General features: G+C 70.4%; 22 protein-coding genes. 14 read left to right on the plus strand and 8 right to left on the minus strand.

The window, feature by feature from the left end; translation table 11 throughout:
• Positions 1 to 62 precede the first annotated feature (62 nt).
• Positions 63 to 1,274, minus strand: a complete 1,212-nt coding sequence (locus BLS95_RS08210) for an ROK family transcriptional regulator (protein WP_090930266.1) — start codon at positions 1,272 to 1,274, stop codon at positions 63 to 65.
• A gap of 172 nt (positions 1,275 to 1,446) precedes the next feature.
• Between BLS95_RS08210 and BLS95_RS08215 the strand changes: the two genes are divergently transcribed.
• The 9 genes from BLS95_RS08215 to BLS95_RS08255 all read left to right on the plus strand — a co-directional run bounded on the left by BLS95_RS08215 (position 1,447) and on the right by BLS95_RS08255 (position 10,382).
• Positions 1,447 to 3,087 carry an extracellular solute-binding protein gene (locus BLS95_RS08215; RefSeq protein WP_090930267.1) on the plus strand — a complete coding sequence of 547 codons (1,641 nt, stop codon included), beginning with the start codon at positions 1,447 to 1,449 and terminating at the stop codon, positions 3,085 to 3,087.
• Between the two features lies 1 nt (position 3,088).
• Positions 3,089 to 4,078, plus strand: coding sequence for an ABC transporter permease (locus tag BLS95_RS08220; RefSeq protein ID WP_090930268.1), 990 nt, complete (start codon positions 3,089 to 3,091; stop codon positions 4,076 to 4,078).
• Positions 4,075 to 5,025 carry a carbohydrate ABC transporter permease gene (locus tag BLS95_RS08225; RefSeq protein ID WP_090930269.1) on the plus strand — a complete coding sequence of 317 codons (951 nt, stop codon included), beginning with the start codon at positions 4,075 to 4,077 and terminating at the stop codon, positions 5,023 to 5,025. The genes BLS95_RS08220 and BLS95_RS08225 overlap by 4 nt, the downstream gene beginning before the upstream one ends.
• 85 nt (positions 5,026 to 5,110) lie before the next feature.
• Entirely contained in the window at positions 5,111 to 5,881 is a 771-nt protein-coding gene (locus BLS95_RS08230) for a hypothetical protein (RefSeq protein ID WP_143043633.1), read from the plus strand.
• A gap of 116 nt (positions 5,882 to 5,997) precedes the next feature.
• Entirely contained in the window at positions 5,998 to 6,570 is a 573-nt protein-coding gene (locus tag BLS95_RS08235) for an RNA polymerase sigma factor (RefSeq protein ID WP_090930271.1), read from the plus strand.
• Positions 6,567 to 7,355 carry a zf-HC2 domain-containing protein gene (locus tag BLS95_RS08240; protein ID WP_090930272.1) on the plus strand — a complete coding sequence of 263 codons (789 nt, stop codon included), beginning with the start codon at positions 6,567 to 6,569 and terminating at the stop codon, positions 7,353 to 7,355. Before BLS95_RS08235 ends, BLS95_RS08240 begins: the two co-directional genes overlap by 4 nt.
• On the plus strand, positions 7,352 to 8,188 hold the full coding sequence (locus tag BLS95_RS08245; RefSeq protein WP_090930273.1) for an ABC transporter ATP-binding protein: 837 nt from the start codon (positions 7,352 to 7,354) through the stop codon (positions 8,186 to 8,188). Before BLS95_RS08240 ends, BLS95_RS08245 begins: the two co-directional genes overlap by 4 nt.
• Before the next feature lie 29 nt (positions 8,189 to 8,217).
• On the plus strand, positions 8,218 to 9,660 hold the full coding sequence (locus tag BLS95_RS08250) for a hypothetical protein (protein WP_090930274.1): 1,443 nt from the start codon (positions 8,218 to 8,220) through the stop codon (positions 9,658 to 9,660).
• Positions 9,651 to 10,382 carry a hypothetical protein gene (locus BLS95_RS08255; RefSeq protein ID WP_143043634.1) on the plus strand — a complete coding sequence of 244 codons (732 nt, stop codon included), beginning with the start codon at positions 9,651 to 9,653 and terminating at the stop codon, positions 10,380 to 10,382. The genes BLS95_RS08250 and BLS95_RS08255 overlap by 10 nt, the downstream gene beginning before the upstream one ends.
• Positions 10,383 to 10,531: 149 nt before the next feature.
• On the opposite strand, the gene BLS95_RS08260 is transcribed toward BLS95_RS08255, so the two are convergent.
• Both BLS95_RS08260 and BLS95_RS08265 read right to left on the minus strand, forming a co-directional pair.
• Positions 10,532 to 11,542, minus strand: coding sequence for a nucleotidyl transferase AbiEii/AbiGii toxin family protein (locus BLS95_RS08260; RefSeq protein WP_090930276.1), 1,011 nt, complete (start codon positions 11,540 to 11,542; stop codon positions 10,532 to 10,534).
• Complete coding sequence (locus BLS95_RS08265; RefSeq protein ID WP_218135650.1) at positions 11,539 to 12,231, minus strand: hypothetical protein; 693 nt, start codon at positions 12,229 to 12,231, stop codon at positions 11,539 to 11,541. The genes BLS95_RS08260 and BLS95_RS08265 overlap by 4 nt, the downstream gene beginning before the upstream one ends.
• A 122-nt stretch (positions 12,232 to 12,353) precedes the next feature.
• On the opposite strand from BLS95_RS08265, the gene BLS95_RS08270 reads away from it, so the two are divergent.
• The 3 genes from BLS95_RS08270 to BLS95_RS08280 all read left to right on the plus strand — a co-directional run bounded on the left by BLS95_RS08270 (position 12,354) and on the right by BLS95_RS08280 (position 14,625).
• On the plus strand, positions 12,354 to 12,806 hold the full coding sequence (locus tag BLS95_RS08270; RefSeq protein ID WP_090930277.1) for a hypothetical protein: 453 nt from the start codon (positions 12,354 to 12,356) through the stop codon (positions 12,804 to 12,806).
• Between the two features lie 57 nt (positions 12,807 to 12,863).
• Positions 12,864 to 13,976 carry an acetamidase/formamidase family protein gene (locus BLS95_RS08275; protein WP_090930278.1) on the plus strand — a complete coding sequence of 371 codons (1,113 nt, stop codon included), beginning with the start codon at positions 12,864 to 12,866 and terminating at the stop codon, positions 13,974 to 13,976.
• 79 nt (positions 13,977 to 14,055) lie between these two features.
• Positions 14,056 to 14,625 (plus strand): hypothetical protein, encoded by a 570-nt coding sequence (locus BLS95_RS08280; protein WP_176993073.1) that lies wholly within the window; start codon positions 14,056 to 14,058, stop codon positions 14,623 to 14,625.
• Between the two features lie 91 nt (positions 14,626 to 14,716).
• On the opposite strand, the gene BLS95_RS08285 is transcribed toward BLS95_RS08280, so the two are convergent.
• Entirely contained in the window at positions 14,717 to 15,238 is a 522-nt protein-coding gene (locus tag BLS95_RS08285; RefSeq protein ID WP_090930279.1) for a TetR/AcrR family transcriptional regulator, read from the minus strand.
• Positions 15,239 to 15,250: 12 nt separating this feature from the next.
• Here BLS95_RS08285 and BLS95_RS08290 point away from each other — a divergent pair, with 12 nt between their 5' ends.
• Positions 15,251 to 16,654 carry an ABC transporter ATP-binding protein gene (locus BLS95_RS08290; protein WP_342742680.1) on the plus strand — a complete coding sequence of 468 codons (1,404 nt, stop codon included), beginning with the start codon at positions 15,251 to 15,253 and terminating at the stop codon, positions 16,652 to 16,654.
• 99 nt (positions 16,655 to 16,753) lie between these two features.
• On the opposite strand, the gene BLS95_RS08295 is transcribed toward BLS95_RS08290, so the two are convergent.
• Positions 16,754 to 19,417: a cellulose binding domain-containing protein gene (locus tag BLS95_RS08295; protein WP_090930280.1), complete on the minus strand. Its 2,664-nt coding sequence runs from the start codon at positions 19,415 to 19,417 to the stop codon at positions 16,754 to 16,756.
• Positions 19,418 to 19,608: 191 nt separating this feature from the next.
• Between BLS95_RS08295 and BLS95_RS08300 the strand changes: the two genes are divergently transcribed.
• Positions 19,609 to 20,379, plus strand: a complete 771-nt coding sequence (locus BLS95_RS08300; RefSeq protein WP_090930281.1) for an SDR family NAD(P)-dependent oxidoreductase — start codon at positions 19,609 to 19,611, stop codon at positions 20,377 to 20,379.
• Positions 20,380 to 20,385: 6 nt separating this feature from the next.
• Here the strand turns inward: BLS95_RS08300 and BLS95_RS08305 are convergent, their stop codons facing one another.
• The 3 genes from BLS95_RS08305 to BLS95_RS08315 are packed head-to-tail and all read right to left on the minus strand — an operon-like array spanning position 20,386 to position 24,960.
• A complete protein-coding gene (locus tag BLS95_RS08305; RefSeq protein WP_245764943.1) occupies positions 20,386 to 23,241 on the minus strand; it encodes a glycoside hydrolase family 3 protein in 2,856 nt (951 codons plus the stop codon).
• A 37-nt stretch (positions 23,242 to 23,278) separates the two neighbouring features.
• The gene (locus BLS95_RS08310) at positions 23,279 to 24,100 is read right to left on the minus strand and encodes a carbohydrate ABC transporter permease (RefSeq protein WP_090930283.1); all 822 of its coding nucleotides are present in this window, start codon (positions 24,098 to 24,100) and stop codon (positions 23,279 to 23,281) included.
• Positions 24,097 to 24,960, minus strand: a complete 864-nt coding sequence (locus BLS95_RS08315) for a carbohydrate ABC transporter permease (protein ID WP_090930284.1) — start codon at positions 24,958 to 24,960, stop codon at positions 24,097 to 24,099. Before BLS95_RS08315 ends, BLS95_RS08310 begins: the two co-directional genes overlap by 4 nt.

Genomic DNA, 24,960 nt, shown 5'->3' on the forward strand with positions numbered 1-24,960 from the left:
TGGGGAAGTTACGCGGACATTTCGGTGGGTTGACTGAAGGGTGCACGCCCCCGTGACCAAGGTCAAGGGATTCGCGCCAATCCTCCCGGCAATCTTCCCGAATCCACGGAATCGAGGATCCGCGCCGCGCCCCCGAGCGCCGCCGCGTCGTGGCCCAGCGTCGAGGCCACGACCTGGCATCCGCCGCCCTCCGCGGCGACGACCCGGTCGCGCAACTCCTCCTCCACCGCGGGCAGCAGCCAGGGCGCCAGCGGGACGTAGTAGCCGCCCAGCACCACCACCTCGGGATTGAGCAGGTTGGCCAGGATGGACACGCCTCTGCCCAGGCTCCGGCCCGCCGACTCCAGCGTGGCCAGAGTGCCGGGGTCGCCCGCCCGGGCCAGGCGCAGCGACTCCTCGATCTCGACCTGGATCTCCGCGGGCGAGGGGTCCTTGCGCAGCACGGCGCCGATGCCCGCCATGGCCTCCAGGCAGCCGCGCCGGCCGCAGTGGCACGCCGGGCCGTCGGGGTCGAGCTGGACGTGGCCGATCTCGCCGCTGTAGCCGAGCCCGCCGCGGCGCAGCCGCCCGTCCAGGATGATGCCCGCGCCCACACCCACCTCGCCGGTGAGGTAGACCAGGTCGGCGGCCCCCGCGTGCGCGCCGAAGCGCTGCTCGGCCAGGGCGGCGAGGTTGGCGTCGTTGTCGACCTGGATGGGGAAGCCGGGGTCGCGCAGCGCCTTGGCCAGGTCGCCGCCGATGTCGGCGTCGCGCCAGCCCAGGTTGGGCGCCAGGCGCACGGTGCCCTGCACGTCGACCAGCCCCGGCACGGCCACCGCCAGCCCCAGGATCTGGCGCTCCTCCTTGGCCATGCGGTTGACCACCCGCCGTACGATCGCGCCGACGGCGGCCACGCCCTGGTTGACGGAGTCGCCGGCGGAGAACGAGCGCCGCCACGTCAGCAGCCGCTCCCCCGCGAGATCGACGGCCACGGCCGACACGAAGTCCACGTTGATCTCGACCCCGATGGCCGCGTACGGCGAGCCGTCCAGGACGAGCATCGTGGCCGGCCGGCCCACCCGGTTTTCCGTCAATCCGGTCTCGCGCACCAGCCGCCGGTCGATGAGGTCGGCGACCAGGCTGGACACCGTCGCCTTGTTCAGCCCGGTGGAGGCCGCGATGTCGGCCCGCGAGCAGGGCGCGTGCTCGCGGACGAACCGCAGCACGACCGCCAGGTTGGTGGCCCGTACGTCGGCGAAGTCGGCCGGCTGCGGGCCGGTCGTAGAAGTGATCAAATCAGCCCCGTTCCCGCCAAGAGATGACCCCAGCATGCCGCATCGTGGCTTCCCTTCACCATTCTGTGACCGTTGCGATCCCTTGTGGCTGCGGTCACAGTCTACTAATTTGTTTGGTCGGAATACCAACTAATTTTGCTAGGCCATCCCCACTCGGAGAAGGGAGCGAGCCATGCCGGACAACACGACTCGTCGCGCATTCCTCGGCCTGGTCGGCGCGAGCGTTCTGGTGGCGGGCTGTGCCGAGAAGAAGGAGCTGTCCAGGGGCACGGCCGTGGCGGCCGACAAGCTCAAGGGCCTGGTGCCGGCGCGGATTCCGTTCGACATCCCCGGGCTCAAGCCGGACTTGCCCGGCGGCGAGTTCGTGGCGCCCGGTTTCCTGACCCGGCCCGCCTCCATGGTGCAGGCGGTCACCACCAAGCCGCTGACCAGCGGCAAGGAGGTCACCGCGATGACGCCGTTGTGGAACACGGTGCCGCCCGGGCTGGGTAGCAACTCCTACTACGACTCCGTCAACGAGCGGCTCGGTGGCGTCGTACGGTTCAACATCTCCGACGGCAACACCTACGGGCAGAAGATGAGCACCCTGCTGGCCAGCGGCGACGTGCCGGAGATGGTGCAGATCCCGAACTGGGAGATCGTCAAGCTCGCCCGCTTCACCGAGGCGGCCAACAAGCTGTTCGCCGACCTGTCCCCCTACCTGGCCGGGGACCGGGCCAAGGACTTCCCGCTGCTGGCCAACTACGACACCGCCGCCTGGCAGTACGGCGTCTTCGGCGGCATCCTGCAGGGCATCCCCTGGCAGAACGACCCGTTCCCGTTCGCCACCTTCGTCCGCCAGGACATCCTGGACGAGCTGGGCCTGCAGCAGCCAAGGAGCGGCGACGACCTGGTCGCGCTCGGCAAGGCGATCACCGACGCGAAGAAGAAGCGCTGGGCCTTCGGCGGCGGCATGGAGCAGGAGATGCAGCGCGCCTTCGGCGCTCCGCGCGAGTGGCGCAAGAAGAGCGACGGCACCCTTGAGTACAAGTACGAGACCGCCGAGTTCGCCGCCTCGATCGATTTCATGACCAAGCTCTTCGCGGCCGGCCAGGTGCACCCCGACATCGTGGCCAACCAGGACGCCGACAACAAGGGCATCTTCGGCAGCGGACAGCTGGTCATCTACCGGGACGGGCTCGGCGCCTGGCACGAGAACCTGGGCCGCTTCCAGCCCGACAACCCCAAGTTCGACCAGCAGATCGTCGCCCCGTACCCGGCGCGGCCCGGCGGCACGGCCATCATGTGGCGCAACGAGCCCGCCAGCATGTTCTGCTTCATCAGGAAGGGGCTCGGCGAGGCCCGCACGCGCGAGCTGCTGGCGCTGGCCAACTGGTGCTCGGCGCCGTTCGGCACGCAGGAGTACGAGCTGGTCAACAACGGCGTCGAGGGCAAGCACTACACGGTCGAGGACGGCAAGGTCCAGCAGACCGCGCTCGGGCGCAAGGAGGTCGCGCCGACGTACATGTTCCTGTCCGGGCGGCCGAACGCGAACGCGATGAGCCAGTACGAGGGACTCGTCCAGGGTCTGTACGACTGGTCGACGGGGGCCGCGAAGCTCCTGGAGAAGGACCCGTTCGTGGGGATCCGGGTGGAGGTGCCGTCGAAGATGGCGGGCCTGGCGAAGCCGACCGAGGACAAGATGCAGGAGATCTTCCGCGGCAAGCGGCCCGTCTCCGAGTGGCCGCGGATCCTCAAGGAGTGGCAGGAGCAGGGCGGGAACGAGGCGCGCGAGTTCTACATGAAGGTCGCCCGCGAGAACGGCCGGCTGTGACATGGGGGTGGTGACGGCGAAGCGGGGCGTGGACCGGCGCGGCGCTTCCCCGCCCGGCCGGGCCACGCCCCCTCCCCCGCTCCCCTGGCGGGCCAAGCTGCGCAGGGACTGGCCGCTGCTGGTGATGAACCTGCCGATGCTGGCGCTGGTCACGGTCTTCTGGTGGCTGCCCGCGCTGGGCAACGTCATCGCCTTCCAGGACTACAACCCCTTCACCGGCGGCATCCTGGGCAGTCCCGTCATCGGCTTCACCAACTTCGCGCTGCTCTTCCAGGACGCTCAGTTCCTGCGCGCGTTGCTGAACACGCTGTCGATCACGGCCTTCCAGCTCGTCTTCTACTTCCCCGTGCCGATCATGCTGGCGCTGCTGCTCAACAGCATCGTCTCGGCCCGGCTGCGGGCCTTCGTCCAGGGCGTGGTCTACCTGCCGTTCTTCTTCTCGTGGGTGCTGGTGGTGGCCATCTTCCAGCAGATGTTCGGCGGGGCGGGGCTGGTGGCGCAGATCCTGCGGGACAACGGCCGCGAAGCCATCGACTGGATGACGAACTCGGACACGTTCCTGCTGCTGATCACGTCCCAGACGATCTGGAAGGACGCGGGCTGGGGCGCGATCATCTTCCTGGCCGCGCTCAGCACCATCGACCCGAACCTGTACGAGGCCGCGGCCGTGGACGGTGCCCGCCGCTGGCGGCGCATGTGGCACATCACGTTGCCCGGGCTGCGGCCGGTGATCGTGCTGCTGCTGATCCTGCGCCTCGGCGACGCGCTCAACGTCGGCTTCGAGCAGTTCATGCTGCAACGGAGCGCGGTCGGCAGCGAGGCGTCCGAGGTGTTCGACACGTTCGTCTACTGGTCGGGGCTGCGTACCGGGGACCTCGGCTACGGGGCGGCGGCCGGGCTGTTCAAGGGCCTGGTCGGGCTGCTGCTCATCCTGGCGGCCAACCGGGTGGCGCACGCGCTCGGCGAGCGGGGGGTGTATTCGCGATCATGACGGCTCTGACCTCCGGAGACCAGCGGCGGAAGACCCGTAGAACGAGGCCGCGGCGCTCCCCGGCCGGGCTGGCGCCCTGGGAGGAACGTCCGTCGCCGGCCGGCCGCCTGGGCAAGGGCACGCTGCTGACGCTGATCGTGCTGATCGTGCTCGGCCCGCTCTACACGATCGTGCTGACCAGCCTGAGCTCCTCCGAGACGGTCAACCGGGTCGGAGGGCTGGTGCTGGTGCCCGACGGGATCACGTTCGAGGCCTACCGGCAGATCTTCTCCGACACCGTGGTCAGCCGGGCGGTGCTGGTCAGCACGCTGGTGACGCTCGCCGGAACGGCGGTCAGCACGGCGGTGAGCGTGCTGGGGGCGTATTCGCTGTCGCGGACCGGGTCGTTCCTGCACCGGCCGCTGCTGTTCAGCATTCTGCTGATGTTCGTCTTCTTCCCCGGCATCATCCCGGTGTACCTGATGGTGAGCGGCCTGGGCCTGAAGGACACCTACTGGTCGCTGATCCTGCCGACGGCGGTCTCGGCGTTCAACGTGGTGGTGCTGAGGTCGTTCTTCATGAACGTCCCCGGCGAGATCCTGGACAGCGCCCGCATCGACGGGGCCGGGGAGTTCCGCATCCTGTTCCGCATCGTGCTGCCGATGTCGAAAGCGGTCACCGCCGTAGTGGCGATGTTCTACGCGGTCGGCTACTGGAACGCCTGGTTCAACGCCATGCTCTACATCGACGACACCCGCAAGTGGCCCTTGGCCCTGATCCTGCGCCAGTACGTGGTGGACTCCAACCCACTCCCGAGCGCCACGGCCGGCGTGACAGGCGACGCACCCCCGACCCTCGCCATCAAAATGGCCATCGTCGTGATCGCCGTGATCCCCGCCCTCATCCTCTACCCCTTCGTCCAACGCCACTTCACCAAGGGCGTGATCGTGGGCGCCATCAAGGGCTGAAAAGCGCTTCGCCTTGAGCAGCGTTTCACCCACCCCCGGCCCAAGATCACCGATAGGGTTCGCCAGAAGCAAAGGAGCCCCTGGCGTGTCACCCTCAGCCCCTTTAGCCTGGATGGCGGCCCTCGCCGCGGCGGCCTACCCCACCTGGGACACCTGGAAGAGCTCGTTCGACTGGTCCTCCCTGTTCACGGCGTCCAGCCTGTCCGACGGGTACTACGCGAGGAGCTACGAGGGCTTCACCGAGGGCACCGTGCGCTGCGTACGCTTGTACGACTCGATCGACCGCTCGCCGTTCCTGCCGTTGCGCGACGACCTCACCACACTCACCGAACTCGCGACGACCTGGGCCGTGCCTGTACTGGCCGTGCTGGTCGCCCTCGTGCGGCGGCATTCGGCGACGGCGGGACCGCGTGCCGCCTGGGTGCTGGCGCTGATCGCGCTCGTCCGGCCGCTCTCGGCGGACTACCAGGGGGACGGCATCTGCTCCGGCTCGCTGCCCATGTTCAGCCCGGACTGGTTCGAGGCTCTGTCCGGCGGCTGGGGACTCTGGGAGCTGTGCCTGCTGGCGGCCGCCCTGCTGGTGCTGCTCGCGTCCGGCTCCCCGGCGCCACCGATCTCTGGGCGGCGCGCGCTGACGGCGGCCATGGACGCCCTGGTGGTGTACGGGCTGGTGGCCCTCGCCCCGCTCCTCACCGGGGACGAATCCCTGGGCGTCGGCCTGCTGCGTCAGCTCCGGTTCGACGACCTCCGCGACGACCCCGCCCAGCTACTGGTGCTCGTGCTGCCGATCGGCTACCTCCTGTTGAGACACCCTCCGCGGCCGCGGGATCGTTCCCCGTATCGCCCAACCGAGTAAGGGGAGTCCGGTCCGCGGGGTCGGGGCTCCACAAGCCTCCCCGTAGCTCTCCATCATGGACAGCCGTCCGGCTGGTCCGGAGAACCGATCAGTGGGGATCGTGCGATAGATACACCGTGAGACCGTTTCTCTTTCGGCGGCGCGCGGCGCCCGACGTCACCACGGAAAGCACCGACGTCGAGCTCGTCGCCGCCGTGGCCGCGCGGAGCACCGCCGCCCTGCGCATCCTCCACCAGCGCCACGCTCCCTGGCTGCGGGCCCGGCTGGCCCGCCGATGCGCCGACATGGACGTCGTCGACGACGCGCTGCAGGAGACGTTTCTGGCCGTCTGGCGTTCGGCGGGCGGCTTTCGCGGCGACAACCCGGCCGGCTGGTTGTGGACGATCGCCGTCCGCCGCCTGATCTCCGCTCTGCGCGGACGCGGCTCGCGCTGGATCGGCTCCGGCACCGAACCGGGCGACAGCTCGCCGATCGCCTCGGCCGAGGACGTGGTGCTGCTGAACGTGGAGCATGGCGACCTCGGCGCCGCCCTGACCAGGCTCTCCCCCGAGCTGCGGGCGGTCATCGAGGCGACCGTACTCGACGGCCTCACCACCAAGGAGGCCGCCGGCCTCCTTGGTATTCCGGAAGGCACGGTCAAAACCCGCGCGATGCGGGCCAGGGCCCGGTTGCGCGAGGAGCTGTCATGACCAGCTGGCACATCCCTGACGACCTGCGCGGGAGCTACCTGGAAGGCACGCTGGAACCGGCGCTGGCCATGTCCGTGGACGCGCATCTCGACCGTTGCGCTGAGTGCCGGGCAGCGGTGCCGTACGACAAGGACTGGCTCGAAGCGTCCTGGGCACGGCTGGAAACCAAGCTGGTCACGCCGCGCCCCGGCCTGTCCGAGCGGTTCCTATGGCACGTCGGAGTGCCCGACCATCTGGCCAGGCTGCTGTCGGCCACGCCGACGATGAGCCGGGCCTGGTTGGCCGCGGTGGTGGCGGTGCTGGCGTTCGCGGTGCTGGCGGCACGCGAGCAGGCCGAGTTCCTGCCCGCTTTCCTGATCGCCGCGCCGGTTCTGCCGCTGGCGGGCATCGCGCTCGCCTACGGGCCGCGCGTCGATCCCGTCCACGAACTGGTGGCCGCCACGCCCATGTCCGGACCGCGGCTGCTGCTGGCCCGGGCCACGGCGGTGCTCACGGTGTCGGTCGTGCTGGCCGGGATCGCCTCGCCGCTACTGCCCGCGCCGCCCGGGATGAGCGCCGCCTGGCTGCTGCCCGCGCTGGCCGCCGGCGCGGGCTGCCTGGCCCTGTCGAACCGGCTGCCCGTGCCGATCGCCGCCCTCGCCGTGGGCGGGGTGTGGCTGGCCATCGTCGGCGCGGGCCGCCTCTTCGGCGACTGGCCGGCCGTCTTCGGCCCCGCACCGCAGATCGGGTACGCCGCGGCCGCCCTCCTACTGATCTACCGCTTCCACAGATTGAGCACCAGATGATCCGGATCAAGCAACTGACCAAGACCTACGGCGCCAAGCGGGCGCTCGACGGCCTGGACCTGACGCTCGGCGCCGGCGTGACCGGCCTGCTCGGCCCGAACGGCGCCGGCAAGACCACCCTGCTCCGCTGTCTGGCCACCACCCTCGCTCCCGACGGCGGCGCGGTCGACGCCTTCGGCCTGGACCCCGCCGATCGCGAGCAGCGGACCACGCTGCGGCGCAGGCTCGGCTACCTCCCGCAGAACCCCGGCGCCTATCCGCATTTCACCGCCTTCGATCTCGTGGACTATGTGGCGATCCTCAAGGAGTTGACCGACCGCGAGCATCGGCACGCCGAGGTGCGCCGGGTGCTGGCCGAGGTGGGCCTCACCGATCAGGCCGCGACGAAGGTGCGCAGGCTGTCGGGCGGCATGCGCCAGCGGCTCGCGCTGGCCCAGGCCCTGCTGGGGGAGCCGGACCTGCTCATTCTCGACGAGCCGACCGTGGGACTCGATCCGGAGCAGCGGATGGTGTTCCGGGCGCTGGTCTCGCGGCTCGGCGAGAGCCGTACCGTCGTGTTGTCCACGCACCAGACCGAAGACGTCGCCGCCCTGTGCGAGCGGGTGGTTGTCATGCGGGACGGCCGGGCGGTCTTCGACGGCACGCCCGGCGAGCTCGCGGCCGTCGCGGACGGCCGGGTGTGGCTGTCCGACACGCCGCCCGCCACCTCGGAGCTGTTCTGGCGGACGGCCGACGGGCGTTATCGCACGCTCGGCGCGCCGCCACCGTCAGCGGACCCGACGGCGCCCGGCGTCGAGGACGGCTACCTCATGCTGCTCGGGGAGGCGGCGTGACGCGGACTCACGTTACTCGGGGAGGCGGCGTGACGCGGCGGCTGTTCCTGTTCGAGACGCGCAGGCTGGTGCGGCACCCGCTCGTGTGGGGCGCGACCGTCCTGGTGCTGGCGCTGCAGACCTTTCTCAGCTGGGACCAGCAGCCCGACCTTGCGATGGATCCGATCAACGCCACCGGGCTGGCCACCTGCCTGGCCGCGGCGGTCCTGGTCGTGGCGAGCCTGGCCGCCTCGCGCGACGGGCGGCACGGCATGCCCGAGAGCCTCGCGGGCCTGCCCGGGCGGGCTGAGCACCGGACGCGGGCCCTTTTGCTGGCCACACCACTGGTCGCGGGGCTCGCGGCGGCGGTGGCCGTGGGCGGCTACCTGGCGATCCGGCTGCTGAGCGGCCCCGCCGGAGGGCGGCTGGACGTGTGGGAGCCGCTGACGGCGGTGGCCGCCGCGGTCCTCGCCGCGACGCTCGGGGTGGCCGTCGGCCGCTGGTCACCGTGGCTCATCGCTGGGCCGCTGGTGGTGGCGGTGCTCGGCTTTCTCATTTACCAGAACCCGTTGAACGGGCAGGCTCGCTGGCTGCTGCCGGTGATGCAGGACCACCAGCCGGACTGGCCCGACCGCCCCTCGGCGGTCCACCTGGTGTACGTGCTCGCCGTCGCGGCGGCCTTCGGCGGGATCGCGCTGCTCAGGCACCGGGTACGGCCGGCGCCCGCTGTGGCGGTGGCGGCGGCGCTGGCCGTGGCGGTGCCCACGGGGGCCACCACCGCGTCCACCCGGCCACCGGTGGCGTTGCCCACGAACGTGGAGCTGACCGCCGGCCACGTGGACTCGCGTGTGCGCGAGCGCTACCTGGGTCCGGACGCCTACCGCTGCACGGTGCGGCAGGGCCTCACCTACTGCGCCTTTCCGGGCTACGAACCGTGGATCCCGCTCTGGGAACAGGCGATCCAGCCGGTCGTGGCGATGCTGCCCGCCGCGCTCCGAACCCGGGCGCCCCAGGTGCGGCAGATCAGCCCGACCTGGGGCTTCGCCGCCTGGGATACCCGCATGATCCGGACGCCCATGAGCTGGGGGCATCCCGACCAGCGCAGGATGCTGGCCGAGGACATGGCCTTCCTGGCGACCGGCCTGTACGACTCGGCCGCGGAGCACCACGACGCGCGCCGCGAAGTGCTCTGCGACGTGCGCGGCCAGGCCCGCACGGTGGTGGCGCACTGGCTCATCGGCCAGGTCTCCCCTCCCGGGCCCCGGCGCGAGCTCTACACCGACCGTAACCAGGGGCGCCTGATCGGCCTGGACTGGGGCCCGGCCGAGATCGGCTACGCCAAGCTGCTGCTGGCCTCCCCCGGCGCCCGGGAGAGAATTCAGGCCCACTGGGACACGCTCATGAAGCCCACCACCACGATCGACCAGGCCTTGCCTCTGCTCGGGCTGGAACGCAAGTTCAACGCACCCATGGGAGCCACCCCATGCATGTGACGCCGCCCGCCCGCCAAGTGTCCGTCGTTCCCGCCGCCGTCAGGTCCGCCGCGCCACCGTCCCGCCTGCGGGTGGCTCTCCTGCTGGCGCGCCCCCTCTCCCGGGCCATCGACTGGGCGCCGCTGGTCGTGGTCGCCGTGTTCGTCACGGGGGTCGTGAGCCTGGTGCGGTACGGGGAGGAACTGTCCGGGAGCAACGCGCTCGTACTCATGCGTATCTGTGGCACCCTGCTCGGCGCGGCGGCGGCCTTCGGGCTGGTCGACGCCATGGCCGCCGACCTCGGAGCCGCCGCCGTCCCCCGATGGGTACGGCAGGCGCTGCGTTGCCTGCTGCCCGGTGGCGCCGCGATCGCGATCTGGCTGGCCGCCTTCTCCTACATCCTGACCCGGCTGCCGGAAGGCTCCCTGTTCCCGGTCGGCGACCTGCTCATCGAGGTGGGCGTCTGCCTCGGCATCGCGCTGGCGGCCGCTGCGACCGCTGTGCGGTTCACGCCCGGCCGGCAGGCCGCCATGGCCGCCGTAGTGGTCCAGCTGGCGATGGTGCTGGGGACCATCCTGCTTCCGCAGCAACTCCGGCTCTGGCCGCCGACCTGCGGGTTCGGGTACTGGGACCAGGCACACCTGTTCTGGCTGGCGATGCTGCCCCTGCCCTACCTCTGGCTGATCCTCGCGGGTCTCGACCTGCGGCGGAGCAGGTGGCGGCGGGCTACCCGGACCAGGTAGCACGGATACCCCGCCGGATCGGCATACGGTGATCGGTGACAGCGCCCAACGCCCTGTCGCCACTGGTCGGGCAGTGGCCAGAGGCGAACTGCCCACCACGACAGGACGGGAGCTGCTCGCGGAGGCACCGGCGGGAGAATGTCAGGCCGTCACGATCCCGATCCGAGCACCGGGCGGAGGGCCTTGGCGAGTCGTTCCTTCCAGGTCCGCCCGTCTCCTTCGATCTGCGGATATTCCGCCTGGAACTCGGGCCAGTCGACCTCCAGCAACCGTAACTTGTCCTCGTCGAACGCGGCCCCGTATCCGTCGCCCAGTTCCTTGTCCAGCACCTGGTGCAGGAGCTCCCGTGGCGGGGTGACCCGTTCGGCGAGCAGGACCGCGTCGTAGAGGTCCTTGCCCATGGGATAGGCGTCGGAGGCCAGCCAGAGGATCTTCCAGACCAGGGACAGCTCGGGGGTGGCGGCCTGAACGAGTGTGGGGTCGCCGCCGCCGGCGCGCGGGATGAGCGCGGTTGTCGGCGGCATCGGCATCTCCTCGTTGAAGACGAAGTCGAGTTGCACGGTTCCCGGCGGTAGGCCCTCGGTGCGCCAGGGGAAGACCAGGCGGCGGCCGGGGGCGCGTTCGTAGGTCCAGATGTCGTCGACGGCGATGTCGCCGGCATCGACCAGCACCGGGGCGTCGATGCCGGCGACGGTTCCGGTGGTCTCGGGCACGGCCGCCACGGTGGCGATGATGCCCCTGAACATCGCCACCGTCGGCGGACGCTCCAGCTTGAGGCTCGCCGGCACCACCACCCAGTCCAGGTCGCCGGGGTCGCGGGCTTGCTCGCCGATCCAGGACTCCAGCAGCAGGCTGCCACGCAGTACGAGGTTCTCGGCCCACGGGGATTCCGCGACGATGCGGACCAGGTGGTCCATGGCCATCCGGCGGGCCCGCCGCCAGCGCCGTCCCACGTCCAGGTCCTCGAAGAGCGGCTCGCCCGCCCGGAAGGCGTGGGGGATGTGTTTCAGGGCGGGATCGAAGATCGGCGGTTGGTGCATTCCGTCGCCGCGCACCTCCGGCACGTACGTCGACGGGAAGTCGACGGCCCCGCGCTCGGGGAACTTCGATCGCCGCCGCGGCCCCTGCCACTCCTGGTACTGCTCCCAGGCCGTTGTCATCGCTCCTCGATCCAGCCCTTGTCGATCTGCGGATTGCTGTCGTACACCACGAACTCCCGCTCGGTCTCCAGCACGGCGAAGCCGCACGATCGCAACTCCGTCACGAGCGCGTCGAAACGCCGTCCTGCCTCGGACAGCCCGATGTCCCGGCAGCGCTGCGTGACGAACCGCTCCGCCGAGCCGTCGTCACACTCGCGCCTGGCGTTGCGCGACACGTGCGCCGAGTGCCGCTGGGCGATCTCGGCCAACTGCGCGATCCCGGCCGGCGGGGTCACGTCGTCGCGGACGACGACCTTGACGTGATGCTCGAAGTAACACCCGGTCAGCGCTACCGCCGCGGCGGCACTCCGCGGTACGTCCTCGTTCCACGGGGCCGCCTCGATCTTGACGCGTACGACGTCGAAGCCCTCGTCGCGCAGCCGGTCTACACAGGTGGCGGCGACGGCCCGCTGCCGGGTCAGGGTGCCGCGGCCGGCGAGCGTGAGCATCGGCTGCGAGCGCACCGCGCCCCGGGCGAGCACGATGTGCGTGAGCTTCACCGCGTTGCCCGTCGCCCAGCGGGCGAGACGCCCGACGCCGTCATCGGCGGCAGCGGTGGTATCGGTCGCGGTGATGGTCGCGTCCATGGCGACGGTCACGTGTATGTCGAAGACGCCCGCGAACTCCGGCCCGTCCCGCCTGTCCGCCATGCCAGGACCCTCTTCCCCATGACATGGAGATGGTTCCAGCTATCGGCAGGCGTTTCGACCGAATATCGCCCTTTCGGCTGAGGGCGGGCGTGCGTTGGGGTTGTGAGGGTAGCGGTCGGCCTATGCACAGACTCGCAGCAGGGCTGGTCGCGGGTGCGGTCGGGACCAGTGCGCTCAACGTCGCTACCTATCTCGACATGGTGATACGGGCTCGCGGGGCCAGCAGCACGCCGGAGCAGGCCGTGGAGAAGATGACGAACCTCGCGGACGTCGATCTCGGGGACGGTGAGCGGGCCGAGAACCGCAAGCAGGCGCTGGGAGCGCTGCTCGGGTACGCCACCGGCGCCGGAGCGGCCCTCACCTACGGGCTGTTGTCCGGTCGGCGGCGGCCGTCGTGGCCGGTGGGGGTGCTGGCGCTGACGGCTATGGCCATGGCGGGCTCCGACGCGCCGCTGACGTTGGCGGGCGTCACGGATCCGCGGCGGTGGTCGGTGACCGACTGGGTCTCGGACGTCGTTCCGCACCTGGCGTATGGGATCACGGCTTATGCGGCGTACGAGCTGTTGAGGTCTTGACAGGTCGGATGGGCGGGCGAACCGTGGCGATCACAACGCGTACGCGAGGAGATCGCCATGGCCTTGCACGAGATCCGCATCGATCCGACCCTCCCCCTTCGCGAGCAGCCCGGAACCGGACACAATCGCTGGCACCCCGACATCCCACCCGTCGTACGGTGTGATCCCGGCGACGAGGTCGTCATGGAGACCCGGGACGCGTTCGACGGCCAGATGGGCCCGAACGCCACCCTCAAGACCGTCGAGGCGCCCGACCTGGACGTCGTACACCCGCTGACCGGCCCCGTGCACGTCGAAGGGGCGCAGCCGGGTGACCTGCTGGAGATCGAGATCCTGGAGATCGTGCCCGACAGTTACGGGTTCACCGTGCAGGTGCCCGGGTTCGGTTTCCTGCGGGACGTGTTCCCGGAGCCGTTCATCGTGCGCTGGCAGTTGGCCGACGGGTGGGCGACCTCCGACGACCTGCCGGGGGTGCGGATTCCGGCGGCGCCGTTCATGGGGACCATCGGGTTGTCGCCGGGGCACGAGTCACTGGCCAGGATCACGGCCAGGGAGCAGGCGGCGCTGGAGCGCGGCGGGTTCGTGCTGCCGCCGTCGCCGGACGGCGCGGTGCCGGGCGGCGTGGCCGGCGCCACCGGCTTACGTACGATCCCGCCCAGGGAGCAGGCGGGGAACGTGGACATCAAGCAACTCGGGGCCGGAACGCGGCTGTACATCCCGGTGGACACGCCGGGTGCGCTGTTCTCGGCCGGGGACGCGCACTTCGCCCAGGGTGACTGCGAGGCCTGCGGGACGGCGATCGAGATGGCCGCCACGCTGCGGGTGCGCTTCACCGTGCACCCTGGCGAGGCCGCGGAGAAGGGGATCAGGGCACCGCGCTTCGCGCGTTCCGACTACTGGGTGGCGGCGCCGTTCGCGGCCCCCCGCAGGTTCTACGCGACGACCGGGATGTCGGTGAGCCGGGACGGCGAGGTGGCGGCCGAGGACGCCACCCTGGCGGCGCGCAACGCGCTGCTCGACATGATCGACCACCTCGGGGAGCGCGGGTGGAGCCCGCAGCAGGCGTACGCGATCTGCAGCGTCGCCGTGGACCTCAAGGTGAGCCAGCTGGTGGACGTGCCCAGCTTCCTGGTGTCGGCGTTCCTGCCGGAGGACATCTTCACCGGGTAGCGGGCCCGGGCGCCCGAGGTTGAAGTCCTCGCATGGCTCGCTCATCACGCTTCGGGGTCGGGTGAGTAAATTACGCGCTATGCAACGTATGACCGGTCTGTTGGTCGGTGCACTGTTTGGGGCGGTCTTTGTGATCGCCAATGCCCATGATCCGCTCAATCCGGTGGCCGTCACCATCGCGCGCGCCGCCGCCGCGCTCGGGCTGTGCGGGGTCGTCGTGCTGGGAAGGCGGGCACGAGCCGCCGCCACCGGACAGGCTCGACCGGCCGCCGGGCGGGGTCCGAGGAACATGTTCGGCCGGGGTTACTGGCTGGTCGTGGCCGCTGAGGCCATCCTCCTCTTTGGCGGGATCGCACTGTTGCGCGCCTGGGGACAGCCGGAGGAGGCGAACGTCGCCTGGATCGCGGTCATCGTCGGCATCCACTTCGTCGTGCTGGCCCCGGTGTGGAGGCAGCCGAGCATCGCCGTGCCGGGCGTGCTGCTCACCGTGGTCGGGGTCGCCGGGCTCGTGATGGCCCAGACCTCCGCCGTCGCGTGGACGCCTGTCGTCGCCGGCGTCCTGTCCGGTGTGACGCTGCTGGTGTCGTGCATCGCCGCGGCCTGGTCGGGGTCACGGAGCGGCAGCGCCTCCCCGAAGCGCGCCGCCTGAGCCGAGGAGCGCCGCCTGAGCCGAGGGGCGCCGTGTCCGTCCGCCCGTCCGTCCAGTGAGTCGGCGTGGGGGCAGTGGGCTTGGGGGTGCGTCAGGGTGTGCGTGGGTGGCTGTCGGTCATCACGGCTCGTCTGAGGGAGTGCAGGCACAGGTTGAGTGACGTGTGCTTGGACGCGGCGTTCGCGTGGACGTGCTGCCAGGCGGCGTAGAGCATCGCCCACAGCACCTCCGCCACCCACGCCACCGGTTGCTCAGGATCGAGGGTGCCGTCGGCGTGGCCCCGCTCGACGAGCCGGGTCAGTGCCCGGTCGGCCGCCGTCTCGGTCTCCCAGTCGACCCAGCTCGAAATCTGCGGGTTGTCGTAGGCGAACCGGAGAGCGTCACCGAGCTCGAAGTATTCCTGGCAGACCCGCTCCAGCGCCTCCGCCGCCGTGCCCTCGTCCAGGCGGGCGCGTTCGGTCGCCAACTCGATCTGCTCCAGCAGGTGGTTCCCGATCCCGGTCAGCAGGTCGGAGCGCTCGGGGAAGTAGCGATGGATGGTGGTGCGCCCCACCCCGGCCGCGGCCGCGATCTCCGTCAGCGACGCGCCTGAGTTCTTCGAGAGCACCACCACGGCGTCACCAGGGTGACCTCCGACACGGTGCTGCTGCGCGAGGCGGCGACCTCCAGCGTGATCGGCCTCATCAACGGGGTCGTCATGCTGGTCGGGACGCTGGTGCTGATGAGCGTGCTGGACCTGGTCCTCACGGGCGTGACCGTGGCCGCCGTGCTGGTGGTCATTGCCCTGTTCGGCTGGCTCATGCCCGGGATCGCCACGGCCCAGGCGCGGGCTCAGGAGCAGGTCGGGCGGCTCGGCGGAGTGCTGGAGGGCGCGCTGCGGGCGATCAGGACCGTGAAGGTGAGCCGCGCCGAGGACCGCCAGGCCGAGCGCGTCCTCGTCCACGCACGCTCCTCGGCCGAGCACGGGATCAGCGCGGTACGGGCCGAGGCGACGGCCTGGACCATCGCGTGGTCGGGCATCCAGCTCGCGATCATCCTGATCCTGGGCATCGGGGCCTGGCGGGTGAGCCTCCAACAACTGGAGGTGTCCAGCCTCATCGCGTTCCTGCTGTACGCGTTCGGCCTGATGGATCCCATCACCGAGCTCTCCCAGAACCTCACCGCCCTGCAGTCGGGCGTCGCCGCCGCCGAACGCATCCGCGAGGTCGACGCCATGGAGGCCGAGCCCGCCGGGAGCCGCACCTCCGCCGCGAGCGGTCCCGGCGGCGGCCGGAGCAGCGGCCCGGTCATCGAGTTGCGGGGCGTCACGGCCTCCTACCGGCCATCGGCCGCGCCCGCGGTGCGTGGCATCGACCTGGCGATCCCACGGCGAGGCCACCTCGCGATCGTCGGCCCCTCGGGGGCGGGCAAGACGACCTTGTACTCGCTCATCCTGGGCTTCCTGGAGCCCCAGCACGGCACCTTGTTCCTGGACGGCCGCCCCTACCGGCAGCACACCCGTGACGAGATCAGGGCACGGCTGGCGTACGTGGAGCAGGACACGCCGATCGTGCCCGGTACGATCCGCGACAACCTGCTCTTCTCCCACCCGGACGCCTCGGAGGAGGAGCTGGCCCGGGTGCTCGACGAGGTTCAGCTGGCCGAGAAGGTCGCCATGCTGGAGGAGGGACTGGACACATCGCTGTCCTCCAGCCAGATCTCCGGCGGGGAGCGGCAACGCATCGCGCTGGGCCGGGCGCTGCTCGGCACGCCGGACGTCCTGCTGCTCGACGAGGCCACCGCGCAGCTCGACGCGCTGACGGAGGCCGCCGTCCACAACTGCCTCCGTGACCGGGCCGCCGCCGGGGCGGTCGTCACGATCGCGCACCGGCTGTCCACCGTGATCGACGCGGACGACATCGTCGTCATGGAGAACGGCCTGATCCGGGCCCGGGGCGATCACGAGAGCCTGCTGGAGACCGACCGGCTCTACCGCGAACTCGTCGCCGCCCTGCGGATCGCCCACGACACCGCCCCTGCCGGCCGCTGAGAACGCGGGGCGTTGGAAGAGCGCGGGGGCCGGGCGGGATCGGACCGCGGGCCCGGGGAGGGGCCGGGGCGTGGGTGGCGCCCTCCCCGGGAGGGTGGGTCAGGTCGGGGTGCAGGTGAGGGTGGCGGGTGGGGTGTTGGTGCCGGAGTAGCCGCCGTTGAAGCCGAACGACGTCGTCGCGCCGGGTGCCAGGTTGCCGTTGTAGCCGGCGTTCGCGACGCTCACGTTGGCGCCCGTCTGGGTGGGGGTGCCGCCCCACATCTGGGTGATCCGCTGGTCACCCGCCCAGGTCCAGGTGACGCGCCAGCCCGTGATGGCCGAGCTCCCGGTGTTGCTGACCGTGACGTCCGCCTGGAAGCCGCCCGGCCACCCGTTTCCGGGGCGGTAGGCCGCCGAGCAGCCACTACCCGCGGTGGGGGTCACGGTCGGGGTCACCGTGGGGGTGATCGTGGGAGTGGCCGTGGAGGTCACCGTGGGGGGAACCGAGCCGCCCGTGCGGTCGCCGTACAGGATGCCGCGGCCGTTGGTGCCGACGTACACCCGGCCGTACACGCGCGGGTCGCCCGTGAGCGCCTCGCCCATGTTGCCCCACTGGTGCTTGTCGTCGTTGATGCGCAGCCAGCTCGCCCCGGCGTTGTCCGAGCGGTACAGGCCGGTGACCCCGTCGATCGTGGCGACCGTGAACAGGGCCATGTACGTCTGCCCTGGCGCCGCCCGGCCGAAGCCCACGTTGACCGCGTTCGTGATGCCCGCGACCTTGGTGAACGACGTGCCGCTGTTCGTCGAGTGCCACAGGCCGCCCTGGCCGGCCAGCCAGAGGTCGCCCTCCCGGCCGGGCATGGCCTTGAACTTGCCGGTGGTGGGCAGGCCGGTGGCGGCGGTGGCGGTGAAGGACTGGCCGCCGTTCGTGCTGACGTAGAGGCGGCCGCCGCTCAGGCCGTAGAACTTCGCCGGGTTGACCCGGTCGGACTCCACGATCGCCTCGGTGGGCAGGCCGGAGACCTGCTGCCAGGAGTTGCCGTAGCCGACCGAGTAGACCGGCGTCACGCCGCGCGGCGCCCAGACGAAGCGGGAGCCGTCGGCCGCCGCGGCCACTGTGCCGCCCTCGTTGACGCCGCCGGGCTCCGTGCCCTGGAACCAGTTGGCGCCACCGTCGGTGGAGAAGGCCACGTGGCTGTCGTTGGGGCGGTCGGCGTCGGTGAAGTTGCCGGCCCTCACCATGATCGACGGTGTCCGCTCCGCGTAGTCGAGGCTGGTGGTGGAGGTGAAGGCGGGCGAGGTGAACATCATCGGCGGCACGTTGTCCAGATTCGCGTGCCGGAAGCCGGCGATGTCGCCCAGGCCGCTGACCAGGGGCGCGCCGCTGGGCGGGCTGATCAGGTCGAGTACGGCCGTCTCCTCCAGCCCCCTGGCCATGGGCCGGATGGTGAACTGGCCGCCCGAGTCCCACTGGGTCAGGTTCTCGGTGCCGTAGATCGTGGCGCCGGTGCCGTACATCATCCGGTTGGAGTCGAACGGGTCGATCTCCAGCGACTCGGTCATCCAGCCGAGCTTGGGCGTGACCTCGGGAGGCTGCGGGTTGCCGCCGAAGGTCAGCCACGGGTTCTCGGTGATGTCCATCCGGTAGCGGAAGCCGCGGTTCGGGTACGACGTCCAGTCCCAGACCCGGGTCCAGGTGGCGCCGGAGTCCGTGGACCTGAAGAAGATCACGTCCGGCCACCAGGAGATCTGGGTGGCCACCATGAGCGTGCCCGGCCGCTGCCGGTCGATGGTCAGGCCGCTGTAGCCGAAATAGTCGTCGGCGCTGGACGACGGGATGGGGCTGATCTGGGTCCAGGTGCCGGTCGCGGTGGCGTAGCGCCACACGTCGCCCTTGGCGCCGTCGTAGGGGCCGCCGGTGTCGCTCGTGGCGATGTAGAGGTAGCCGTTGACCGTGTCGAGCACGCCCTTGTGCGGCAGGTAGCCGGTCGGCTGCCCGGCCAGGCGGGTCCAGGTGGCGCCCGCGTCCGTGCTGCGGTAGATGCTGTTCTGTTTGTCGGCCACGCCCACGTAGATGGTCCTGGTGGTGGTGCCCCTGGTGGACGAGCGCGGGTCGTAGGTCACCCAGAGCACGCCGGGCCGGTGGCTGAGGTAGCCGTTGGGGTCGTTCGGGTCCTGGGCGTAGTTGCCGGCGTTGGGGAAGCTCGCCACCCTGGCCCAGGTCGCGCCGAAGTCGGTGCTGCGCCACAGCCCGTTGCCGTTGGGCGCGCCGAAGTACAGGACGCCGTTGTTGTTCGGGTCCACGGAGAGCGCCTCGCCCATGCCCCGGCCGGGCATGTTGCCGCCCAGCTTGAACGGCAGCGGCGTGACCTGCCAGTTGGCGCCCCGGTCGGTCGAACGCAGGATCGCGCCGTTGTTGGGGTCCCAGCTGTTGGTGTACATGCCGACGGCGGCGTACACCCGGTTGGTCTGCACCGGGTCGGTGGCCAGGCTGATGACGCCGTTGTAGCCCCACCTGTCCCAGCCGACCCAGTCGAGCAGCGGGGCCCACGACCTGGTGGACTGGTTCCACCGGTACGCGCCGCCGATGTCGGTACGGGCGTAGATGAGGTTACGTTCGGTGGGGTTGAAGATGATGCCTGGCACGAAGCCGCCGCCGTCGATCCGTACGTTCTTGTACAGGTACGGATCCGAGGCCACGGCCGACACCGGCGTCATCCGCACGACCGCCACCGCGAGCAGGACGGTGGCGACCGAGAGCATCACCAATAATCTTTTTCGCATGCGCGGCTCTTCCTTTCCAGGTGCGCCGGCGGGCGCCCCAAAGGCTTCAGGTGACCGCCATGCACGAGCAGAGTGCAGGACCCTGACCGTCGCCGCGCCTTCGCGCATGAGCTCACCAGCAGGCTCACACACCGCGTATCGGCGGTCAATAGTTTGGATAGACAACGAATTAATAGGCCCAGGAGGCTGATGTGACACCCTTTCCCGAATTCCGGGTGGACGGCAAGATCGCCCTGGTCACGGGCGCGGCCCGAGGGCTGGGCCAGGCGATCTCGCTGGCCCTGGCGCATGCCGGCGCCGACGTCGCACTGGGCCTACGGGACGTCAAGGCCGACGCGGGGCTGGCCGACGAGATCGCCGCGCTCGGCCGGACCGCGCTGCCGTTGCAGATGGACATGACCGATCCCGGGCAGATCGCCCGGTCGGTGCAGGACGTGCTGGACCGGTTCGGCCGGATCGACATCCTGGTGAACAACGCGGGGATCGCCCCGGGCAGCCCGGCCGAGGACTTCCCGGAGGACGACTTCGACCGCACGCTGCAGATCAACCTGAAGGGCACGTTCCTGGCCAGTCAGGCGGCGGGACGAGCCATGATCAAGCAGGGGCGGGGCACGATCGTCAACCTGGGCTCGCAGGCGGGCGAGGTGGCCCTGCCCGGCGAATCCGTCTATTGCATGACCAAGGCCGCGATCGCCCACCTCACCCGCTGCCTCGCCGTCGAATGGGGCCCGCACGGCGTCACCGTGAACAACGTCGCCCCCACCTTCATCCGCACGCCGGGCACCTCCGAGGTGTTGGCGGACCCGGCGTTCGAGGCGGACGTGGTCGAGCGGATCGCGGCCCTGCACCGCATCGGCGAGCCCATGGACGTCGCCGGTGCGGTGCTCTTCCTGGTCTCACCGGCCGCCTCGCTGGTCACCGGCCACACCCTGGTGGTGGACGGCGGCTGGACGGTCCGGTGAGTCCCGCTACCTGGCCAGGGCGAAGTCCCTGATCCGCAGGTCGCCCTTGAAGACGAGGTAGAGGTCGCCCTTGCCCGCCTTCAGCGTCGCGCCCGCCGTACCCCACTGGTAGATCCCGCCGGTGGCGGGCACCTGAAGGGTGGTCAGCAGCGCGCCGGTCGGCGAGCCGGCGCGCACCTCGACGGCGCCACCGCTCACCGAGGACACCCCGGCGGTGAGGCGGGAGCCGTAGGAGGCGTCGGTGAAGGAGATCCACCCGCCCGCCGTCCCGGCCACGACCTCGCCACCGGCCTTCGTCTCGTCCGCGAACTGGACGCCCGAGTAACCGTCGAAGTCCATCGCCCGCGTGGTCCTGGTCAGGTCGCGTACGGGGATGGTCTCGCCGGAGACCCGCAGGGTGGTGGACAGGCGGATCCGGTCGGAGGCCGAGCCGAGGAGGACGTCGTGGGTGGCGTTCTCGACGGCCCACCTGCCGCGGGTGTGGTCCCAGACGGCCAGGTCCGACTTCTTCAGGGTGAACGTGACCGTGCGCGACTCGCCCGGGTTCAGGGTGACGCGCTGGAAGCCACGCAGTTGCTTGACCGGCTGCTGGAAGCGGGAGTCGCGCTGGTGGGTGTAGAGCTGGACCACCTCGTCGCCCCTGACCCTGCCGGTGTTGGTGACCTTCACGCTCACCGTCTCGCCCCGCACGGTCAGCCCCTGGTAGCCGAACGAGGTGTAGCTCAGCCCGTGGCCGAAGGCGTAGAGCGGCTTGGTCCTCCCGTACAGGTACGTCATCCCGGTCCTGGCCAGGTCGTAGTCCAGGATGCTGGGCAGCGCGTCGGTGCCCGGCCAGGTCTGGGTGAGCCGGCCGGCCGGGTTGACGTCGCCGAAGAGCACGTCGGCCACGGCGTGCCCAGTCTCCGCGCCCGCGTGCGTGGTCCACAGCAGCGTCGGGGCGTCCACGATCACCGGATAGCCGGTCTCCAGGACCACGACGGTACGCGGGTTCGCCTTGCGCACGGCCTCGATCAGCCGCCGCTGGCCCGCGCCGAGCTGCAGATCGTCCCGGTCGTGGAACTCGCGCCCGGCCACGAACGGGTGGCTGCCCACCACCACGACCGCGACCTCGGCCCGGGCCGCCTGCGCGGCGGCCGCGGCCACGCCGTCCACGACGATCTCCTTGCCGAACCTGGACGCCTGCGCCTTGGGCGCCAGGCCGAGCGTGCCGTCGGCGGCGACGCTCACGTACGGGTCGGGCAGGGCGAACCAGCTCTCGACGGCCTCGTAGCCGGCGTACCTGATGAGGTGACTGCCGTCGGGCTGGCGTTCCAGGGCGAACTGCTGGGAGACGTACCAGCCGTCGGGGTCGGCGTCGTCGGTGTCGAGCGAGCGCCAGTCGCCGCCGAGCAGCCGGCCGTTGCCCGCGTTGCGCAGCGTGGACACCCCGCCGGTCCAGTCGGTCAGGTCCCACTGGGAGGCCGCGGTGGGAGCCGTGTCGAGGAGGGCCGCGTTGTCGTCCGGGCCGGTGCCGGTGGCGGTGAGGTATTTGCCGGAGTCCAGGTGCTTGAGCGCGATCCGTTCCAGCCCCTGGCCGGTGGTCACGTCGCTCACCCGCTCCTTGATCCCGTCGAGCGGCGTCACCTGGTACGGCAGCTGCCCCGAGTACCAGTCCCGGTACAACTTCCCGGCCAGCGGCCCCACCACGGCCGCCGACCTCGGCCCGGCCAGCGGCAGCACCCCGGAGTTACGCAGCAGCACGGCCGCCTTGCCCGCGGTCTCGCGGTTGAGCCGCTGGTGGGCCGGGCTGTTGATGACGTCCTTGGTGATCTTCTTGTACGGCCCGCCGTCGGGGTCGAAGTGCCCCAGCCGGGTACGGATGGTCAGCGCGCCGCGCACCGCCTCGTCCACGTCGGCCTCGGTGATGAGCCCCCGGTCCAGCGCGGCGGTGAGGTGCTGCGTCATCGGCCCGCCGTCGCTGTTGTCGATGGTGTAGCTGTCCAGCCCCGCCTTGAGCACGGCGGCGAACGCCTCGGGCTTGTTGTCGTAGTACCTCTCCAGGTCGGTGAGCGCGTGCGGCCCCCAGGCGTCGCTGACGTTGTAGAGCCGCTTGCCGGTCCACGACCTGACCTCGGCGTCCAGGTCGGGGTTGACGTGGTTCGGCCGCCCGTTGACCAGGTTGTACGACGCCATGACCCCGGTCGCGGCGTCCGCCGAGATGGCCGCCCTGAAGGCGGGCTCGTAGTACTCGTGCTTGAGCTTGGGCGTCAGGTTGGAGGAGGTGAGGCTGCGATCGACCTCGTTGTTGTAGGCCAGGTAGTGCTTCAGCACGGGCGCCGTCTTCAGGTAGGAGGGGTCGTCGCCCTGCAGCCCCTTGCCGTAGGCGGTCGAGATCGCCCCGGTCAGGTGCGGGTCCTCGGAGTAGCCCTCCTCGTTACGGCCGGCCCGCGGATCGCGCAGCAGGTCCACCACCGGGGACCACACCTGGAGCCCCCACAGGATCGGGTCCACGGCGTTGTAACCGCGTACCTCGTCGCCCACGGCGGAGCCGACCTTCTTGATCAGCTCCGGGTCCCAGGTGCTGGCCAGCCCCACGGCCTGCGGGAACACCGTCCCGCTGGCGAACTTCTGGTTCCAGTTGTCGTTGAGGTGGTTGGACCAGGCGACGCCGTGCAGGGCCTCGGTGCCGTTCTTGTGGTAGGCGATGCCCAGCCGGGGGATGGCCGGTTGCGACTGGTGCAGCAGGCTGAGCTTCTCCTGCAGGGTGAGCCGCCCGAGCAGGTCCTCGACCCGCCGCTCCACCGGCAGCCGGGGATTCTGGAACGGATGATCGGCGGCCTGCGCGGCAGGAGCGGCGAGCGCGGAGGCCGCCAGCGTTAACACAGCCAATAACGGGATTTTTCGCATAAGGGGGTCTCCATCACTTGATGGCGCCGACCGTCACACCTCGGGTCAGCGTGCGCTGGAAGATCAGGAAGAACGCGACCGCCGGCACGATGCCGAGCAGGGCCGAGGCGCTGGACGTGGTGGCGTCCATGAACTTCTCGCCCTGCAGGACCCCGAGCGCGACGGGCACCGTCTGGGTGTCGTTCGAGATCAGGAAGATCAGCGGCAGGAAGAACTCGTTCCAGGTCCAGATGAAGAAGAAGATCAGCAGGACGTTGAGCGTGGGCCGGCTGATCGGCACCACGATCCGCCACAACGAGCGCAGCCGCCCCGCGCCGTCGATCGCCGCCGCCTCCAGGATCTCCTTCGGGAACTGGCCCAGGACCGCGCTCAGCAGGTACGTGCCGAACGCCGCCTGGATCACCGTCATGACGATGATCACCGCGAGCTGGGTGTCGTACAGCCCGACGGCCTTGGCCAGGTAATAGAGCGGGTAGGCCAGTGCCTCCTGCGGCAGCGTGTTGGCCACCAGGAACAGCACGAGGATCGACAGCCGGCCGCGCACCCTGCCGATGCCCAGCGCGTACGCGTTGAGCACCGACAGCACCACGGCGAGCACCGACACGGAAGCGCTGATCAGGAAGCTGTTCCAGAGCTTCGTGCCGAACTCGACCCGGTTCCAGAAGTCGACCATCCCCTGCAGATAGAGCCCGTCGGGCAGGCTCAGCGGCCCGTGCGAGCCGTAGTCGGCCGGCGACTTGACCGCGTTGATCGCCACGATCACGAACGGGAACACCATCACGACCGCCAGCACGACCAGCGCGAGCAGCACCGCCCAGCGTCCTGGCCCTCTCATGACTCACGCTCCTGCACCCGCAGGAACAGGAACGTCACCACGATGATGATCAGCGCCAGCACCGTGGCGACGGCCGAGCCGTACCCGACGTTGCTCTTCTGGAAGAAGTTCAGGTACGAGAAGTACGACGGGACCATCGTGGCGTTCCCCGGCCCGCCCCGGGTCAGTACGAAGATCGGCCCGAACACCTTCAACGCGGCGATCGTGCATGTCAGCATGACCACGAAGATCTCCGGCCGGATCTGCGGGATCGTGATGTGCCAGAACTTCCGCCACCAGGAGGCCCCGTCGATCTCGGCCGCCTCGTAGTAGGCCGGGTCCACCCGCTGCAGCCCCGCCATGAAGATCACCACCGGGTAGCCGAGCTGGAACCACACCATGACCGCCATGACGGTGGCCAGCGCCAGGTCGGGATCGCCCAGCCAGTCCAGGTCCAGCCCGAGGATCTGGTTGACCGCCCCGTAGGACGGGTGCAGCATCCAGCCCCACACCACGCCGGCCACCGCCACCGGCAGCACCTGCGGCAGGTAGTACATGGCCCGCAGCGCGGAGGCCGTACGCGCCCCGAACCGCCGGCCGATGTAGTCGAACAGGGCCGCCGCCAGCACGAGGCCGATCGCGGTCGGCACCACGGCCATGGCCACGATCAGGCCCACGTTGTGCTGGAACGACTCCCAGAACCGCTCGTCGACCAGCAGCCTGCGGTAGTTCTCCAGCCCGATCCAGCGCGGCGTGCCGACTCCCGACCAGCGGGTGAAGCTCGCTCCGACGTTCATCAGGAACGGCACCACGATGACGCCCAGGAACAACAGCAGGCTGGGGAGCAGGTAGAGCCAGTATCCCTTCGTCCGTGCTCTCAT

This window comes from Nonomuraea jiangxiensis, from assembly GCF_900099965.1.
Classification (GTDB): Bacteria; Actinomycetota; Actinomycetes; order Streptosporangiales; family Streptosporangiaceae; genus Nonomuraea; species Nonomuraea jiangxiensis.

Coding starts and splice junctions, on each gene's coding strand:
- BLS95_RS08270 (WP_090930277.1), top strand. CDS start 12,354: ATGCACAGACTCGCAGCAGGGCTGGTCGCGGGTGCGGTCGGGACCAGT.
- BLS95_RS08255 (WP_143043634.1), top strand. CDS start 9,651: ATGCATGTGACGCCGCCCGCCCGCCAAGTGTCCGTCGTTCCCGCCGCC.
- BLS95_RS08280 (WP_176993073.1), top strand. CDS start 14,056: ATGCAACGTATGACCGGTCTGTTGGTCGGTGCACTGTTTGGGGCGGTC.
- BLS95_RS08215 (WP_090930267.1), top strand. CDS start 1,447: ATGCCGGACAACACGACTCGTCGCGCATTCCTCGGCCTGGTCGGCGCG.
- BLS95_RS08315 (WP_090930284.1), bottom strand. CDS start 24,960: ATGAGAGCACGGACGAAGGGATACTGGCTCTACCTGCTCCCCAGCCTG.
- BLS95_RS08260 (WP_090930276.1), bottom strand. CDS start 11,542: ATGACAACGGCCTGGGAGCAGTACCAGGAGTGGCAGGGGCCGCGGCGG.
- BLS95_RS08275 (WP_090930278.1), top strand. CDS start 12,864: ATGGCCTTGCACGAGATCCGCATCGATCCGACCCTCCCCCTTCGCGAG.
- BLS95_RS08265 (WP_218135650.1), bottom strand. CDS start 12,231: ATGGCGGACAGGCGGGACGGGCCGGAGTTCGCGGGCGTCTTCGACATA.
- BLS95_RS08240 (WP_090930272.1), top strand. CDS start 6,567: ATGACCAGCTGGCACATCCCTGACGACCTGCGCGGGAGCTACCTGGAA.
- BLS95_RS08220 (WP_090930268.1), top strand. CDS start 3,089: ATGGGGGTGGTGACGGCGAAGCGGGGCGTGGACCGGCGCGGCGCTTCC.
- BLS95_RS08225 (WP_090930269.1), top strand. CDS start 4,075: ATGACGGCTCTGACCTCCGGAGACCAGCGGCGGAAGACCCGTAGAACG.
- BLS95_RS08295 (WP_090930280.1), bottom strand. CDS start 19,417: ATGCGAAAAAGATTATTGGTGATGCTCTCGGTCGCCACCGTCCTGCTC.
- BLS95_RS08245 (WP_090930273.1), top strand. CDS start 7,352: ATGATCCGGATCAAGCAACTGACCAAGACCTACGGCGCCAAGCGGGCG.
- BLS95_RS08310 (WP_090930283.1), bottom strand. CDS start 24,100: ATGAGAGGGCCAGGACGCTGGGCGGTGCTGCTCGCGCTGGTCGTGCTG.